This window comes from Porticoccus sp. (assembly GCF_041592135.1).
GTDB lineage: Bacteria > Pseudomonadota > Gammaproteobacteria > Pseudomonadales > Porticoccaceae > Porticoccus.
The window spans coordinates 1-15,657 of the sequence record NZ_JBFHQR010000045.1 but is presented as its reverse complement, the minus strand read 5'-3'; the positions used below and the strand labels follow the sequence as shown (position 1 = coordinate 15,657).

General features: G+C 55.7%; 18 protein-coding genes. 14 read left to right on the top strand and 4 right to left on the bottom strand.

Features of this window, described 5'->3' with window-relative positions; translation table 11 throughout:
* The 4 genes from ABY948_RS06105 to ABY948_RS06090 form a co-directional block, all read right to left on the bottom strand.
* The coding region (locus ABY948_RS06105) for a hydantoinase/oxoprolinase N-terminal domain-containing protein (RefSeq protein ID WP_461481631.1) at nt 1-419 on the bottom strand (419 nt) is incomplete at its 3' end.
* Between the two features lie 51 nt (nt 420-470).
* Entirely contained in the window at nt 471-875 is a 405-nt protein-coding gene (locus ABY948_RS06100) for an acetone carboxylase subunit gamma (RefSeq protein ID WP_461481630.1), read from the bottom strand.
* Nucleotides 875-2,809 carry a hydantoinase/oxoprolinase family protein gene (locus ABY948_RS06095; RefSeq protein WP_461481629.1) on the bottom strand — a complete coding sequence of 645 codons (1,935 nt, stop codon included), beginning with the start codon at nt 2,807-2,809 and terminating at the stop codon, nt 875-877. Before ABY948_RS06095 ends, ABY948_RS06100 begins: the two co-directional genes overlap by 1 nt.
* Nucleotides 2,810-3,215: 406 nt before the next feature.
* Entirely contained in the window at nt 3,216-3,683 is a 468-nt protein-coding gene (locus ABY948_RS06090) for a DUF3565 domain-containing protein (RefSeq protein ID WP_461481628.1), read from the bottom strand.
* 215 nt (nt 3,684-3,898) lie between these two features.
* Here ABY948_RS06090 and modA point away from each other — a divergent pair, with 215 nt between their 5' ends.
* The 14 genes from modA to ABY948_RS06020 all read left to right on the top strand — a co-directional run bounded on the left by modA (nt 3,899) and on the right by ABY948_RS06020 (nt 15,448).
* Entirely contained in the window at nt 3,899-4,642 is a 744-nt protein-coding gene (gene modA / locus ABY948_RS06085) for a molybdate ABC transporter substrate-binding protein (protein WP_461481627.1), read from the top strand.
* A gap of 3 nt (nt 4,643-4,645) precedes the next feature.
* A complete protein-coding gene (gene modB, locus ABY948_RS06080; RefSeq protein ID WP_461481626.1) occupies nt 4,646-5,323 on the top strand; it encodes a molybdate ABC transporter permease subunit in 678 nt (225 codons plus the stop codon).
* A 10-nt stretch (nt 5,324-5,333) separates the two neighbouring features.
* A complete protein-coding gene (modC, locus tag ABY948_RS06075; protein WP_461481625.1) occupies nt 5,334-6,413 on the top strand; it encodes a molybdenum ABC transporter ATP-binding protein in 1,080 nt (359 codons plus the stop codon).
* Nucleotides 6,414-6,549: 136 nt separating this feature from the next.
* Complete coding sequence (locus ABY948_RS06070) at nt 6,550-7,059, top strand: group I truncated hemoglobin (RefSeq protein WP_461481624.1); 510 nt, start codon at nt 6,550-6,552, stop codon at nt 7,057-7,059.
* A 299-nt stretch (nt 7,060-7,358) separates the two neighbouring features.
* Entirely contained in the window at nt 7,359-8,213 is an 855-nt protein-coding gene (locus tag ABY948_RS06065) for a PA4780 family RIO1-like protein kinase (RefSeq protein WP_461481623.1), read from the top strand.
* A 102-nt stretch (nt 8,214-8,315) separates the two neighbouring features.
* A complete protein-coding gene (locus tag ABY948_RS06060) occupies nt 8,316-9,920 on the top strand; it encodes an ABC-F family ATPase (RefSeq protein ID WP_461481622.1) in 1,605 nt (534 codons plus the stop codon).
* A gap of 317 nt (nt 9,921-10,237) precedes the next feature.
* Nucleotides 10,238-11,443, top strand: coding sequence for a chromate efflux transporter (gene chrA / locus ABY948_RS06055; protein WP_461481621.1), 1,206 nt, complete (start codon nt 10,238-10,240; stop codon nt 11,441-11,443).
* 422 nt (nt 11,444-11,865) lie between these two features.
* On the top strand, nt 11,866-12,396 hold the full coding sequence (locus tag ABY948_RS06050) for an ester cyclase (RefSeq protein ID WP_461481620.1): 531 nt from the start codon (nt 11,866-11,868) through the stop codon (nt 12,394-12,396).
* A gap of 186 nt (nt 12,397-12,582) precedes the next feature.
* Complete coding sequence (locus ABY948_RS06045) at nt 12,583-13,095, top strand: redoxin family protein (RefSeq protein WP_461481619.1); 513 nt, start codon at nt 12,583-12,585, stop codon at nt 13,093-13,095.
* Between the two features lie 86 nt (nt 13,096-13,181).
* The gene (locus ABY948_RS06040; RefSeq protein WP_461481618.1) at nt 13,182-13,532 is read left to right on the top strand and encodes a DUF3147 family protein; all 351 of its coding nucleotides are present in this window, start codon (nt 13,182-13,184) and stop codon (nt 13,530-13,532) included.
* Between the two features lie 97 nt (nt 13,533-13,629).
* A complete protein-coding gene (locus ABY948_RS06035) occupies nt 13,630-13,989 on the top strand; it encodes a hypothetical protein (protein WP_461481617.1) in 360 nt (119 codons plus the stop codon).
* Between the two features lie 150 nt (nt 13,990-14,139).
* Nucleotides 14,140-14,709, top strand: coding sequence for a hypothetical protein (locus ABY948_RS06030; protein ID WP_461481616.1), 570 nt, complete (start codon nt 14,140-14,142; stop codon nt 14,707-14,709).
* A gap of 46 nt (nt 14,710-14,755) precedes the next feature.
* On the top strand, nt 14,756-14,968 hold the full coding sequence (locus tag ABY948_RS06025) for an RNA-binding S4 domain-containing protein (RefSeq protein ID WP_461481615.1): 213 nt from the start codon (nt 14,756-14,758) through the stop codon (nt 14,966-14,968).
* Between the two features lie 48 nt (nt 14,969-15,016).
* Nucleotides 15,017-15,448: a GFA family protein gene (locus tag ABY948_RS06020; RefSeq protein WP_461481614.1), complete on the top strand. Its 432-nt coding sequence runs from the start codon at nt 15,017-15,019 to the stop codon at nt 15,446-15,448.
* Nucleotides 15,449-15,657: the final 209 nt, after the last annotated feature.

Genomic DNA, 15,657 nt, shown 5'->3' with positions numbered 1-15,657 from the left:
TGATAACCCAGACGCTCACGAATGCCTTCGATCATGTGAGGCAGAACCAGCGGGGCAGGACGCTGCGCATCAGGCAGATTCTGTTTGCCCAGCTCATCCAGACCTTCACCGTAACCGCGACCGCGGCTCAGGGGCACCATGGCCTCGTAACCGGCGGTGACCAGCATACCGATGCGGGGGCCGTTGTGTTCGATCAGCGCGTTGGTACCCAGGGTGGTGGCATAACGCACCGAGTCCACACCACCCAGGATTTCTTCCATGGTGATGCCCAACTCAGTGTATGCCTTTTCAACGGCTTCGTTGAAGCCGAGCGCCAGGTTGTGGTGAGTGGTCAGTGCCTTGGTTTCGATGTACTTGCCGTCCCACACGGTAAAGCAATCGGTGAAAGTACCACCGATATCTACTGATATACGTTTCATAACCTTATATTCCTAATCAGTCCTAATTCATTCACAGACAACAAGCAGATATCAGTGCTTGTGCGTGTGACAGCGGTCTACCAGAACGTTGGGGCCTTTTATCGGCTCGAGAATTTCTTCCCGCTGGCTCCATTGCTCTTTCAGGGCATCCACATCCACTTCCATATCGTAAAGCGGTGCGTGGTTGGGGAACGTGTATTCCACCTCCACTTGGGTACCGCAGGACGGACAGTAGAACTCGTAGATATTTACCCACTCTCTGTCAGGACAGAAGGTGAAACGGTATTTGTCCGGGTCAATGATGGATGGGTGAATATCAGCAGGGTCACGGTTATATACCAGCAGACCTTCTTTATAGTTACCACGGGCAGAGCCAACAACGTGGTCACACACACGGCATTCCCAATTTTCCGTCTCCAGATCGATGCGGAGATACTCAGTCATCAATACTTTCATTATTTTTCCCCCTTCGTCAGGCGGATATCGCCCAGTTCAGTTACAACGAATTCCCAACCTTCGTGAACCAGACAGGTAAAGAACTCTTCTTCGATTACAGCAGGACCAGTGCCATGAGCACCCGGCTCCATGAAGTTCACTTCGTAGACAGGCACATCTTGCCAACCCGCATCGCCCATAAAGAGAGAACGGTTTTTAGTCGCCTTGGCCGGATTACCTTTCTTCACACCCGCATGGGTGTTGCTCTCGGTTTTCAGGTTCTTGCGTACGGACACTTCCAGAGTGATCGCGTCGGCTTTAGACATTTCCTGAGGAATGGCAATAGCACCGTCTATTTTGTGAGTCAGTTCAACACCGTCTTTCTCAGCGACCAGACGAGCCTCAAAAGCGTATTCGCCCTTGCTGTAGCCTTCCGCGAACATGTCGCGCTCACCGCGCTCCATCAGATTCACATAGGCACCTTCCAAAGAAGCCTGACGATCACCTTTCAGAACAACTGAGTAGCTCTGACCGATGTCACAGGAACCAATACCGAAGGCGCTGAATACGGCGGCCATTTTCGGTATGTAAACGGTGGAAATACCAGATTTGTCCGCGGCACCACAAGCGTTCATCGGGCCGGCGCCACCAAAGGCCATCAGGACAGTATCCGCATCAATCGTGCTGTGTGCTTGCAGTTCATTTGCAACTTTCTGCTCTACCGCATCGCGCATCTTGAACAGGGCTTCCTCGACGGAGATACCCAGTGGCGAGGCAATGTTATCCGCGATGGCGGTGCGTGCGCGCTCAACATCCAGCGCCAGGCCACCACCGAAGTAGGTGGCGGGGTCAAGCAGACCCAGCAGCAAGTTCACATCGGTAATGGTGGCGTTTTTACCACCGCGGCCGAAACAAGCCGGCCCGGGCACTGCACCAACACTCTCAGGACCTACCTGAATAGCGCCGTTTTTAACAGCCAGAATAGAGCTTCCGCCCACACCGGGGCTGGCGATTTCACAAAGACCGAAGGAAATCGGAACACCTTCCACCAGACCGCGGCGATCTTCTTGAACGTTGCCATCAACCACCTGTCCGATATCTGTAGTGGTACCACCGACATCCATGAACAGAACATTTTTCAGGTTGTACTGCTTGCTAAAGGTTTTTACCCCTTCCATACCACCGCGGGGACCGGAACTGTATGTTTTCAACGCGATAGTCTTGGCCACGCGGGATGCGTCACCGTCGTTGCGGAAGATCAACAGTGGGTTCTTGGTGCGATATTCACGCAGGCGGTTTTCTGCGTTGTACAGGAAGCTTTCCATCGCCGGATGCAAGAAGGAGTTGATCATCGCAGACCAAGCGCGGCGCTCGGTGGACACATCATCTACCAGTTCACTTGCAAACAACATCGGCACAGCACCCAGCAGGTGGCGGGGATAGTTGTCAAAGGCCAGACGCTTGAATTGCGCTTCGAATTCGCTGGCTTTGTCACTCTCGAAACAAACCACGATACGATTGGCACCAATGGACGTCAGGCGCGTAATTACCGCAGTGGTTTCAGCTCCTTTGGCCTCGTCGTCAAGAGCATGCAGATCGACTTCTGCAACTCTGTTACCCACAAAGAAGTCGTAAAGTTCCACATCAAGCTCACGCAAGCGGGCAGGCAGGTCAGAACCTTTGTTAACCACCAAACCCAGGCGTGGACCTTTGCGTTCCACAATTGCGTTGGTACCTTGGGTGGTGGAGTAGCGGATGTGATCCACTTCTGCCAGCAGGCGGGCAACATCCTCCTGCCCATAGACTGCTTCGGAGATTTTGCGCAAACCATCGAAGAAGCACTTACTCAGATCGTAAGGCGTAGTCAGGGTTTTAGTCTTATAAGAGTTATTGTCCTTGAGCAAGCAGATATCTGTCAGCGTTCCGCCGTTATCGATATTTATCAGCATTCCCATATCGAGTTACCTTAGTAGTTAAGTTTCTTTCTAGCTGAGATTAGTTTGGGTTATAAACTTCACTGCAAAGCGTTCGGTCAACCGAACCCCCCAGAGAGCTATCAGTCCCATGCAACTGATGTGCCAAATTTGCAATCATTGATGTATGAATTCTATCTATCTGTTTTATATTAAATTTTCATGACTGCCGGAATACGGCACAGGGCCTGACTACCTGTACGGAAATCATTCACCTGTTTTAATTCGCTATAGTCCGGGGTTCGTACACCCGACACAGGACATCGGCCGGGCACGGCGACGGAGCCATTCCTGCGACGTCGCTCAATGAGTATAGTCAGGGGTTGGGAAAAGGCATTTTTAAGGTTGAAAAAGAAAGCAGGGGCCGGGGCTGGCACCCCGGCCGTCATCAGGCGGCGTAGTACTCAATATAAAATTCCACATCGCCCATGGCCGCACTCAGACTGTGGGGAAGCCCCGGCGACAGGACACCCGCAAACATCGGATCCAGCAGAAAGCCGCGACTCGCCGCACTGCCCGGCTCAACCACAAACTGCAACATCCCCTTCTTGACGATCACTTTCCCCCAGCTGCCCTCAGGGGTGAAAAAGTCGTTTTTCAGGTTGTCCGGGAAATGCTCGCGGTTGTAGACGGGACTGGTCTCGGCAAGCTGCAAGCCCTCGGGCAACGCCGGCATATCGCAATCCACACACTCGACGCTATCGCCGATATGTTGCTGCCGCCCCGTGCCGGTACCGATCCAGCGACATTCCATATAGGGCGGATTGTGCCGCATCTTCAGCCCATGGCCGCAGTCCAGCTCCGCCACCCACTCCTGAAACCGATCCATATGAAAACCGGTGATTGCCCGTTTCATCACTACATCCCCGTTTAAAATTTAGGCACTATCGCTGTTCTATTCTGGCATCAAGACGGATAACTGGCGAATCAACGCACAGATTGCATCCGACCCGCTATATATTTAGAAATATATCGGTGTTAAATTGACTTCCCGGGGACGTTCCTTCCCGCCACCAACCCTAAACGGCGCTACTCGCACGATTATCCGAACGGCAAGGGCACACCTACAGAATGAAATACCTGTTTAGTCTGCTACTGCTTATATTGCCTCTGGTGTCTGCCGCTGCTGAGGTGAGCGTGGCGGTGGCCTCCAACTTTACCGCGCCGATGCGGGAGATCGCCGCCGCCTTCGAACAGCAGAGCGGCTACAGGGCGATACTCGCGTTCGGCTCCTCCGGCAAGTTCTACGCGCAAATCCACAACGGCGCACCGTTCCAGCTGTTCCTGTCCGCCGACCAAAGCAAACCCGCCGCCCTGGAGCAGGATGGCCTGACGGTCAGCGGCAGTCGCTTTACCTACGCCCTCGGCACCCTGGCGCTGCTGACGGCCAATGAAGATGCCAATCCCGAAGCGCTGCTGCGCAACGGCGATTACCGCAAACTGGCGCTGGCCAATCCGCGCCTGGCACCCTACGGCGCGGCGGCCATGGAGGTGCTGGCCGGGTTGGGACTGACCGATACCGCAACCCCCAGACTGGTGCTGGGGGAAAACATCGCCCAGACCTACCAGTTCGTGATCAGCGGCAATGCCCAGCTGGGCTTTGTAGCCCGCTCACAGGTCGCCGCCAATGACAACCTGGCCGACCGCTACTGGTTGGTGCCCAACGAGCTGTATCAACCCATTCGCCAGGATGCGGTACTGCTGAAAAGCGGTGCCGACAACCCCGCGGCACAGGCATTGATGAACTTCCTGCGCAGCGACGCGGCAGTCGCTATCATGCAACACTACGGCTACGGCCTTCCGGATAGGAACTAGACTGTGGGCTTTTCAGCGGCGGATCTCGAAGCCATCTGGTTGACCCTGCGACTGGCGGCCATCGTCACCCTGTTGCTGCTGCTGATCGGCACCCCCATTGCCTGGTGGCTGTGCCGCACCCGCTGCCGTTGGAAAGGCGTCATCAGCGCGGTGATCGCCCTGCCGCTGGTGCTGCCGCCCACGGTACTCGGCTTTTACCTGCTGCTGGCCATGGGGCCCAACGGCCCGGTGGGCCAACTCACCCAGGCGCTGGGCCTCGGCACCCTGCCCTTTACCTTCTGGGGACTGGTAGTGGCCTCGGTGTTCTATTCGCTGCCGTTTGTAGTGCAACCGATCCAGAACGCCCTGGAGGCGGTGGGCGAACGGCCGCTGGAAGTGGCCGCCACCCTCGGCGCCAGCCCCCGGGATACCTTCTTCAACGTGGTGCTGCCCCTGGCGCGGCCCGGCTTTGTCACCGCCGCCATCCTCGGCTTCACCCACACCCTCGGGGAATTTGGCGTGGTACTGATGATCGGCGGCAATATTCCCGGCGCCACCCGGGTGATCTCGGTGCAGATTTACGATCACGTGGAGGCCATGGATTACGCCCAGGCCCACTGGCTGGCGGCCACCATGGTGCTGTTCTCCTTTGCGGTGCTGGCGCTGCTCTACAGCCGCAAGCGTCCGCTGGTGCTGAAGTGAGGACGATGGCATGAGCACCCCTACCCTCAGCGCCCGCTTCCAATTGGACCGCCCCGGCTTCAGTCTCGATGTGGAGCTGCAACTGCCCTGTCAGGGTGTGATCGCCCTGTTCGGCCACTCCGGCTCCGGCAAAACCTCGCTGCTGCGCTGTCTCGCCGGGCTGGAGCCCACCGCGCGGGGCAATCTGCGCCTGAATGGCGATGTCTGGCAGGATGGCGACAGGTTTGTTCCCACCCACCGGCGTCGCCTGGGCTACGTGTTCCAGGAAGCCAGCCTGCTGCCGCACCTGAGCGCCCGGGGCAATCTGGAATTTGCCGCCAAGCGCGCCGCCGCAGCCGTGACGGAAGCCGACCGGCACCACATCGTCGAACTGCTCGGCATCGGCCCGTTGCTGGATCGCTCGCCGGCACAGCTGTCCGGCGGCGAACGACAGCGGGTGGCCATCGCCCGGGCCATGCTGAGCAAACCGCGCCTGCTGCTGATGGACGAACCACTGGCCTCCCTCGACCAGGCCCGCAAACAGGAAATCCTGCCCTATCTGGAAATTCTCAAAACCGAGCTGGATGTGCCGATCATCTACGTCAGCCACTCCCCGGACGAGGTGGCCCGACTGGCGGACACCCTGGTGGCCATGGACGATGGCAGGATCGTTGCCAGCGGCCCCCTGAACGACACCCTTACCCGCCTCGACTTCCCCATCAAGCTGGGGGAGGAAGTGGGCTCCGTGGTGCAGGCCACCGTGGTGGAGCGCGACCCGGAATGGCAACTGGCAAAAGCCGCCTTCGATGGCGGCGAACTCTGGTTCCGGGATGGCGGCCACGCCATTGGCAGCCCGGTGCGGGTGCGGGTGTTCGCCCGGGACATCAGCCTGTCCCTGCAACACCACGGCGATACCAGTATCGTCAACTCCCTGCCTGCGGTGGTGGAAGAGATATCCACCGAGCAGCACCCCGGCCTGGCCTTGGTAAAACTCCGTGTCGGCAACACCCCGCTGGTGGCCCGCCTTACCCATCGCTCCGCCCATCACCTGGGTTTGGAGCCCGGCAAACCGATCTGGGCGCAAATCAAATCCGTGGCGATTATCCAGTAGTCACCACATAACGCGCCCCTGTCCCATCCGTTATCTATACTCAAACAGCACTGTTGTTACCACCCACGGCAGGGTCTGCCAATGCCCCGACTGACCGTCGCGACCATCACTCCCCTGCCCAAACAGGAGGAGAGACATGTTTCAGATAACCGAAAAATGGTGGCTCGCTTGCGCCACCGCCCTGATATTGTTGATGGGCTACCAACCCGTCCTCGCCGAAGAAATGGCCGAAGACATGGCCGAGGAAATGGCCGACATGCAAACGCCCTCGCTGTACGACCGGCTCGGCGGCCTGATGCCGATCTCGGTGGTGGTCAGCGACTTTCTCGATGTGGTGGTGCCAGACCCGGTGCTGAATGCCAACCCGGCCATCGATGCCGCCCGCCAACGGGTGCCCACCCCCTACCTGAAATACCAGGTCACGGCACAGGTCTGCCAGGCCACCGGCGGCCCCTGCCAGTATCAGGGTCGCACCATGAAGGAATCCCACGCCCATCTGAACATCACAGCGGGGGAATGGGAACAGATGGTGGTGCTATTCAAAGGCGTTCTGGCCAAGCACAACGTGCCGGAACAGGAAACCAGTGAGTTGCTCGCCATCATTGATTCCACCCGGGCGGATATCGTCGCCCCGGCCATGAACTGAGCGGCATCACCCGCCCAGGCCGATCAGCCAACGCCCCAGCGTGCGAAGCGCCGGGGCGTCACCTCACCCACGTGAGCGAAAAAAGTGGCAATATTTGCCATAAGCACGCCAACTAGGTGTCATTACCTAATAAAACCTGTTTGACTACACCCGGCCTGGCTGGCCCCTGTTTAACTGGCCCCCTGTTTGATTACACTAGGGCGCCGCAACGCTCAGTTGCCTTCGGTTCTCGACCAGCTTTGACGGACGTGTTTCCGCGCCGGCCCCTTAACTAACCGTCCCCCAACTAAAAGGACAGGATGAAAGTACCAAAACGCATACAACCACTGGTGGATATCGGCCTGGTCGATGAAGTCATCTGCCAGTTGATGAGCGGCAAAGAAGCCACCGTCTATATCGTGCGCTGCGGCGACGAGACCCGCTGCGCCAAAGTCTACAAGGATTCCGCCCAGCGCAGCTTCAAGAAGGCCGTGCAGTATCAGGAGGGCCGCAAGGATCGCAACAGCCGCCGCGCCAGAGCCATGGGCAAAGGCACCAGGTTTGGTCGCCAACAACAGGAAGAAGCCTGGCAGAACGCCGAGGTCAACGCCCTCTACAAGGTGGCCAATGCCGGGGTACGGGTGCCCACCGCCTACGGCTGCTTTGACGGCGTGCTATTGATGGAACTGGTTACCGACGATTCAGGCGACGCCGCGCCCCGACTCAACGATGTCACCATGTCTGCCGAACAGGCCCTGGAAGACCACGCCACCATGATGAACTACGTGGTGCGCATGTTGTGCGCGGGGTTGGTACACGGCGATCTGTCGGAATTCAACGTACTGGTGGACGCCTACGGCCCGGTGATTATCGACCTGCCGCAGGCGGTGGACGCAGCGGCAAACAACAATGCCCAGGCCATGCTCACCCGGGATGTGGACAACATGACCGGCTACTACGGCCAATACGCGCCGCAGCTGCTCCGCACCCGCTATGCACAGGAAATCTGGTCACTGTTTGAGCAGGGCGAACTGCACCCGGAGACCGTGCTGACCGGCCATTTTGATGATCCGGACCAATCCGCCGACGTCGGCAGCCTGTTGCTGGAAATCAAAGCCGCCATACAGGAAGAGGAAGACCGTCAGGCGCGTTTGTCCGAAAACGAGCTCTATTGAGGTGGATTGACCACAGTTGGACTCGACGAACCTGCTACCACCCCTTATAGTACGCGCCTCGTAAAGCGCCCCCATTTAGCCCAACCATTCAGGATTAACCCTTTGATTTCCACAGCAAATATCACCATGCAGTTTGGTGCCAAACCCTTATTTGAAAATATCTCCGTCAAGTTTGGCAACGGCAACCGCTACGGCCTGATTGGTGCCAATGGCTGCGGCAAATCCACTTTTATGAAGATTCTGGATGGCAGCCTGGCGCCCAGCGCCGGCAATGTCTCCATCTCGCCCAATGAGCGGGTCGGCAAGCTGCATCAGGATCAGTTTGCCTTCGAACAATACAGCGTGGTAGACACCGTTATCATGGGCCACAATGAGCTGTGGCAGGTGAAGCAGGAGCGCGAGCGCATCTACTCCCTGCCGGAGATGACCGAAGCAGACGGCATGAAGGTGGCGGAACTGGAAGTGCGCTTTGCCGAACTGGATGGCTACAGCGCCGAAAGCCGCGCCGGGGAAATACTGCTCGGCGCCGGCATCGACGAAGACCTGCACTTTGGCCCCATGAGCGACGTCGCCCCGGGCTGGAAATTGCGGGTACTGCTGGCACAGGCCCTGTTCTCGGACCCGGATATCCTGCTGCTGGACGAGCCCACCAACAACCTGGACATCAACACCATCCGCTGGCTGGAAGCCATCCTCAACCAGCACAAAAGCACCATGGTGATTATTTCCCACGACCGTCACTTCCTGAATGCCGTGTGCACCCACATTGCCGACATCGACTACGGCGAACTGCGCGTCTACCCCGGCAACTACGACGACTTTATGATGGCCTCCACCCAGGCCCGGGAACTGCAGTTTTCCGAAAACGAAAAGAAGAAAACCCAGATCGCCGAACTGCAACAGTTTGTCAGCCGCTTTTCCGCCAACGCCTCCAAGGCCAAGCAGGCAACCTCCCGGGCCAGGCAGATCGAGAAAATCAAACTCGAAGACATCAAGCCCTCCAGCCGGGTCAGCCCCTACCTGCGTTTTAATCAGGAGAAGAAACTCCATCGCCAGGCCTTGACCTTCAAGGACCTCAGCCACGGCTATGACGAACAGCCCCTGTTCAGCGGCGGCAAACTGTTACTGGAAGCCGGTGCCCGCCTGGCGGTGATCGGTGAAAACGGCGCGGGCAAATCCACCCTGCTGCGCTGTCTGGTGGACGATCTCACTCCCAACAGCGGCACCATCAAATGGGCCGAGAATGCCACCCTGGGTTACTGCCCCCAGGACAGCACCGGCGACTTCAACTGCGACCTCAACCTGTTTGACTGGATGAGCCAGTGGCGCAAACCCCGCCACGACGACCAGATCGTCCGCGCCACCCTGGGCCGCCTGCTGTTCTCCGCCGACGACTACAAGAAAAAGGTCAAGGTCTGTTCCGGCGGCGAAAAAAACCGCCTGCTGTTCGGCAAGCTGATGATGATGGATTGCAACATCCTGATCATGGACGAGCCCACCAACCACCTGGACATGGAAGCCATCGAGGCGCTCAACCTGGCACTGGAACACTACCCCGGCACCCTGATTTTCGTCAGCCACGACCGGGAGTTCGTGTCGTCCCTCGCCACCCGCATCGTGGAAATCAAAGACCGCAAGCTGATCGACTTCCAGGGCACCTACGAGGAATACCTCTCCAGTCAGGAACTCAACGCCAAGCGCGCCTAAGGCCACCCTGCGCCCGTGCAACGGGCGCCATAACCACCATGGGCCGGTTGATTCCAGGGGCGAATAGACTTAACGTCTAACCCCACGATATCTCGCCGCGAACCGATGGAATGGCCATGAACACGCCCTGGCGCCCCCACTTTCAACTACCCTCCTACCGGGCTCCCCAGCTTTTCTTTCGGCGCAAGCTTAAAACTGCCCCGCTAATGCGGGCGCCAGCCTGTTGGCTTTATCCATTTCCTAAAAAATACAAAGGATTAGCGTTGTCGACTGCTGCCCAGAAAACAATACCACAACAAAGATAGTTGAGATAAATAATGGAACCCATTGCAAATGAAACCAAAAATCGATTTGAGCACATATCATTCAAAGAGGCTTTTCTCTATTGGCTGAAACTGGGCTTTATCAGCTTTGGTGGCCCAGCTGGGCAAATTAGTATGATGCATCAAGAATTGGTTGAAAAACGCCGCTGGATTTCTGAGCATCGTTTCTTGCATGCACTTAATTACACGATGGTCCTTCCCGGGCCTGAAGCGCAACAGTTGGCAACGTATATTGGTTGGCTAATGCACGGTGTATTGGGTGGTATCACTGCTGGAGTTCTGTTTGTTTTGCCATCGCTGTTCATCCTGATGGCACTAACATGGATCTATTTAGCGTATGGCGATGTTCCAGCTGTAGAGGGTGTTTTATATGGAATCAAACCAGCGGTAACTGCAATTGTTGTGTTTGCAGCTTATCGAATTGGTTCAAGAACCTTAAAAAATAATGTACTTCGTGCTATGGCCATATCGGCTTTCGTGGCAATTTTCGCACTGGATGTTCCATTTCCTTATATTGTGTTGATGGCAGGTCTGATTGGCTATATGGGTGCGTACCTTGCACCTAAGTATTTCAAGGCAAGCGGTCAGCATACTGCATCAGGAAAAGGACTTGGCCCAGCGTTGATTGATGATGATACGCCTGTTCCAGAGCATGCCAAATTCAAATGGGTAAGGTTAATTACACTTGGAGCCATTGGTTTTGCTATTTGGGTTGTCGCGTTAGCACTACTTGTTGCGAGCTTTGGCTGGGAAGGCACACTTACCCAAATGAGTTTGTTCTTTACTAAAGCAGCGCTACTTACTTTTGGTGGGGCATATGCGGTACTTCCTTACGTTTATCAAGGAGGGGTAGAACATTACGCGTGGTTGAGCGGAACCCAAATGATTGATGGACTAGCACTAGGAGAAACAACACCTGGGCCACTCATTATGGTGGTTGCTTTTGTTGGTTTTGTTGGTGGCTGGACAAAAGAGATTTTTGGCCCTGAAATCCTGCCTTTTGCAGGCGCGGCAGGGGCTGGTGTTGCAACGCTCTTTACTTTCTTACCTTCTTTTTTGTTTATTTTGCTGGGCGGTCCAGTTGTCGAAGCCACAAGGCATGACATTAAGTTCACTGCACCTTTAACAGGCATTACGGCAGCAGTTGTTGGCGTTATTCTTCCGAGGTACCCACGACTTGTAGACACTCTGTATAGTTAGATTGACCTATATGGAGGTGCTTACCATGTGCTGTGGCCTCAAGGTTTTACGGGAACATTCGAATGGTTTTCTCTGTTAATTGGAGCTATAGCATTTATTGCTCTCTTCAAATACAAAGCTGGTGTTGTACCAATTATTGGCACATGCGCTGCTGTGGGGTTAGGTTATTCACTGCTTCTGTGAAAATTCATCAGGGGCCTAGTGGAGGTACTGAGGAGGTATTGGGGTCAAATGATATTTTCCTCGGTGAAGCCTGAACGCACACGGCAGGTATCGGATGTTTGGGTAATCTTTGCCGTCGCGGCCCAACCAGAGGTTGCACCCGGGCCCCGCTCACAGCGCCGGCTTGTTTCAACAACGGGCTCACGGCACCAGCAAACTTTGTCGTTATGCGGCCAATCAACCCAGAGGAAGGATACCCAATGTCAGCTCCCAGCCTGAAGGCGAAACTCGATGGGATCTTCAATGCCCATATGGAGGCGGAACTGGCCGGCGACCTCGACCAGACGCTGGCCACCATGGCGCCGAATCCGCATCTCGTGAGCATACCAACCATGGTTGGCGGCCAAGGCCCGCGAAGCGTGCGGATGTTCTACGCGAACCGCTTGATCGGCCAGTTCTTTCCGCCTGACGTCAGGTTTGAAACGGTGTCGCGCACTTACAGCGAGGACCGGCTCATCGATGAGCTCATCATCTCGTTCACGCACACCAGCAAGATTGACTGGATGCTGCCAGGAGTCGAGCCCACCGGGAGACGAGTCGAAGCGGTGTTTGTGGTTATCGTCGGGATCGAAGGTGACAAAGTCTCCCACGAGCACATCCTGTGGGATCAGGCGAGTGTGCTCGTGCAGATCGGCCTCCTCGATCCAACGGGTCTACCGGTCACCGGCGCAGGTGCCGCGGCAAAGCTGAGAAATCCAGCATTGCCCGATCCGTTCTTCAATGAGGGCTAGCCGCGGACCTGAAACGAGATACGAGAGCCGAGAGACATCAGAAAGACTCTCAGCTCTAGCAACCTAAGCAGCGCTTGCAACCGACGGCGCGGGTATAATCTTGCGAAAGCGCCAGGGCACTAGGGCGCCGAGGCTGAAACGCAACGTTAAAATTTCGCACGTTATGTTAAGAAATAAGAGGAAATGATGAGCAATAAAGTACCAGACGTTATCTTTAGAAACCGTATCCGTGGTGAAAGTGTTGCCGGGAGAAATCCGTTTATCTGGGTGGATATTCCAACGGAAGAGATTTTCTCGGGTAAAAGTGTCGTTATTTTTTCACTACAGGCGGCAATCACCCCGAACAGCTCCAATGCTCATTTGCCCGACTATGACGCCAGGTATGATGAACTGAAATCACTCGGTATTGATGAGGTGTACTGCTTGAGCATTAACGCGCCCTTTACCATGATGCAGGTGGCGAAAAATATCGGTATCAATAATGTCAAAATGTTGCCTGATACCCAGGGAGAATTTACTCGCCAGATGGGGATGCTGGTTAGCAATGGCGGCCGTATGGCCACATGGCGTTATTCAGCCCATGTCGTCAATGGGGAAGTCAAGAAACTCTTTTCAGAACCCGGGATGATGGATGATTGTCCGGATGACCCCTTTGAGTGCAGTGATGTTGACACCATGATTTCTTACCTGAAGGGATAGACACCGCTTACAGGTTGCCGTGGTTTTCCCGCTTTGATGGACGGCCGAATTTGACGTGATACGTCATTAGACGAAGAGGTAGCTGGTTGGCTTACTATCTGGTGAAAGTGGCAGTCACCACCGTGCTTATCGTGGCGATCTCTGAAATTGCCAAACGCAGCACTTTGGTGGGGGCGATATTGGCATCGATTCCGCTGGTTTCGGTGCTTGCCATGTTGTGGCTCTATCTAGACACAAAAGATGTCAGCAAGGTCAGTGCGCTGTCCTTCAGTGTCTTTTGGCTTGTTCTCCCGTCACTGGCATTATTCGTGTCATTGCCACTTCTTTTAAGGCAGGGGTTAAATTTCTATACCAGCATGGGCTTGTCTATCGGCATCACCGTAGGCTGTTATTTTCTGATGCTTGCCATCCTCGGTTATTACGGGGTGAAGCTCTGAATGACCTATAACAACCGCAGCAACACCGCCCTCGGCACACGCGGATTCGGGACTCGCTTCCGCCTGGCCGTTTCCACAGAACGTTAACAGCCCGCCAGTGCAACTTATCGCCAAATATCTGGATTTGATGGAAGCGGAAGCCGCTGCCTTGCGGCTGCGCCACAGGGGAATACTGACGCACATCTCCGCAAAGCACTCCTTTTCAACTTCCGGGTATATCACCGGGGCATTTGAAGTGGGGTTGTGGGCCGTGCTGGATTCGCAATATCAGGATGCCTGCGCTTACCTAGCCGATGAAAACTATGAGATCACTTCGGGACTGCCCGAAGAGGAATTGCTGCAACTGGAAGCGGCCTCTAATCAACACGCCTATACGGTATTCAATAAAGCGTTATTCTTTACTGGCCTCATCGTGCTGGGGTTAATTCTGGCGGCCGTATTTATCGCCAAAAGCTGACAACCCACAAAAGGCTGAGACACCCGATTTTCCGAATAAAATCAGGTTTATTGGAATCTTCCCGGATTACCCCGATAATCATTGTGATGGGGCCGAGCGCCCTGTTAAGCGCCTGTTGAATAACATCACTATTTTAGGAAAGGACATTCAGTGACCCTTGCCACCATCATTTCTACCTCCGCTCTGGCCGACTTGATTGAAGGTGCATTCCAACCGGAAGTGCCGGTTGTCAGCTCTTCCGAGTCAGATCTCGGCGAGCCATTGCAGCACTTTGCGAGCCCAGAGGAGATTCTGGCCAAGGCCGCCGAGTGCGCCAAGGCCGGGGTTCACAACTATGCCTTTGGCTTCTGGTATCCGTCGATGAAGGGCCGGGTTGTTGAGCGACAGGTAACCCTTGATCCGCCCCGCGACGGCAAGACCTTTCGCTATTCCCTGGGCGGCTGGGGCATCATCCACCTGCACCTGTATTTCACGCCCCCCAACACACTGCAGTGCAGAGTCGTGGTCAATTCCGAGGCGCGGGCCATCTCCCGCCAGGAGCGCTACCCCGAACTGGGTGCGGCGTCCGAGTGGGACTGGCGCGTGGTAGAGTCCTACGCCTTCAGGCTGTCTCGCCGACTTGCGGCGATGGGGCCTACGGCACCGGTGCTGCAACACTCGACTCCCGTTGCCAATAAATCCGCTCCAGCCGCTCCGCGCTCTCCCTGGAAGCGCAGTTGAACCCCAGGCACGACGCCTTTACCAATGACAATGAGCAAACCAGATAATGAGAGTTGTTAAAATTACAAAAGAGCCCGTTGAGCTCTATAAGATCCTCAAGTTCGAAGGCATGGTTGCCAGTGGCGGGGAAGCCAAAACGGTCATTGATGACGGCCAGGTTTTGGTCAACGGCGAAGTGGAAACACGCAAAAGAAAGAAAATTGTCTCCGGCGACATCATCGAATTCATGGATGAGAAAATTCAGATTTCGCTGAAATAAGCCTGTTTCCTAACGGCTTGGCAGCAATCAACATCAAAAGGAGCAACCGTGAACACCTATAACCTCCACTGCGACTGCAACAAGGTTGCGCTGACCCTCTCCGGCGAGCCCAAAGTAAAAGCCTACTGCCATTGCATCGACTGCCGCGAGTTGCTGAACAGCCCGTTTGCCCCGGTCACCGCCTGGACGGAGGAAAATGCTGCCATCACCGCGGGGGAGGAGCATGTCAGCATCTACCAGCACCCCAGCCTGCGGATGAAAAAATACTTTTGCAGCCACTGTGGTGAAGTGCTGTTCAACACCAACTGTGTGGACTGGCGGGTGGTGCCCCAGCTGCTGATTGCCAAGAACCACGACCACCAGCTACCTGAGGAATTAACCGCCACTGCCCATATTTTCTACGAGCAGCGCGTGGTCGATATCTCGGATGATCTGCCCAAACATCTGCGCGGCTTTAGCAGCCCGCTGTTTGCCGGCTAGGCCTCACTCACTGCACCCATCAACGCGCCCCGATACAGCCGGGCCGGGCCTATGCTTGAGCTATTGGGCTAGGGCCTGTTCACACTAATTTGATTACCACTGCTGGAGGTCATTTTTGCTTCCAGCGAGGCGGAATGAGCGTGGTTTAGTTATTCTAAATGAGCGAATGACAACAACGCTGGGGGCAAAAATGGCCCCAGCCCTTCGGG

Coding starts and splice junctions, on each gene's coding strand:
- ABY948_RS06100 (WP_461481630.1), bottom strand. CDS start 875: ATGAAAGTATTGATGACTGAGTATCTCCGCATCGATCTGGAGACGGAA.
- ABY948_RS06095 (WP_461481629.1), bottom strand. CDS start 2,809: ATGGGAATGCTGATAAATATCGATAACGGCGGAACGCTGACAGATATC.
- ABY948_RS06090 (WP_461481628.1), bottom strand. CDS start 3,683: ATGAAACGGGCAATCACCGGTTTTCATATGGATCGGTTTCAGGAGTGG.
- modA (WP_461481627.1), top strand. CDS start 3,899: ATGAAATACCTGTTTAGTCTGCTACTGCTTATATTGCCTCTGGTGTCT.
- modC (WP_461481625.1), top strand. CDS start 5,334: ATGAGCACCCCTACCCTCAGCGCCCGCTTCCAATTGGACCGCCCCGGC.
- ABY948_RS06070 (WP_461481624.1), top strand. CDS start 6,550: ATGTTTCAGATAACCGAAAAATGGTGGCTCGCTTGCGCCACCGCCCTG.
- ABY948_RS06065 (WP_461481623.1), top strand. CDS start 7,359: ATGAAAGTACCAAAACGCATACAACCACTGGTGGATATCGGCCTGGTC.
- chrA (WP_461481621.1), top strand. CDS start 10,238: ATGGAACCCATTGCAAATGAAACCAAAAATCGATTTGAGCACATATCA.
- ABY948_RS06050 (WP_461481620.1), top strand. CDS start 11,866: ATGTCAGCTCCCAGCCTGAAGGCGAAACTCGATGGGATCTTCAATGCC.
- ABY948_RS06045 (WP_461481619.1), top strand. CDS start 12,583: ATGAGCAATAAAGTACCAGACGTTATCTTTAGAAACCGTATCCGTGGT.
- ABY948_RS06025 (WP_461481615.1), top strand. CDS start 14,756: ATGAGAGTTGTTAAAATTACAAAAGAGCCCGTTGAGCTCTATAAGATC.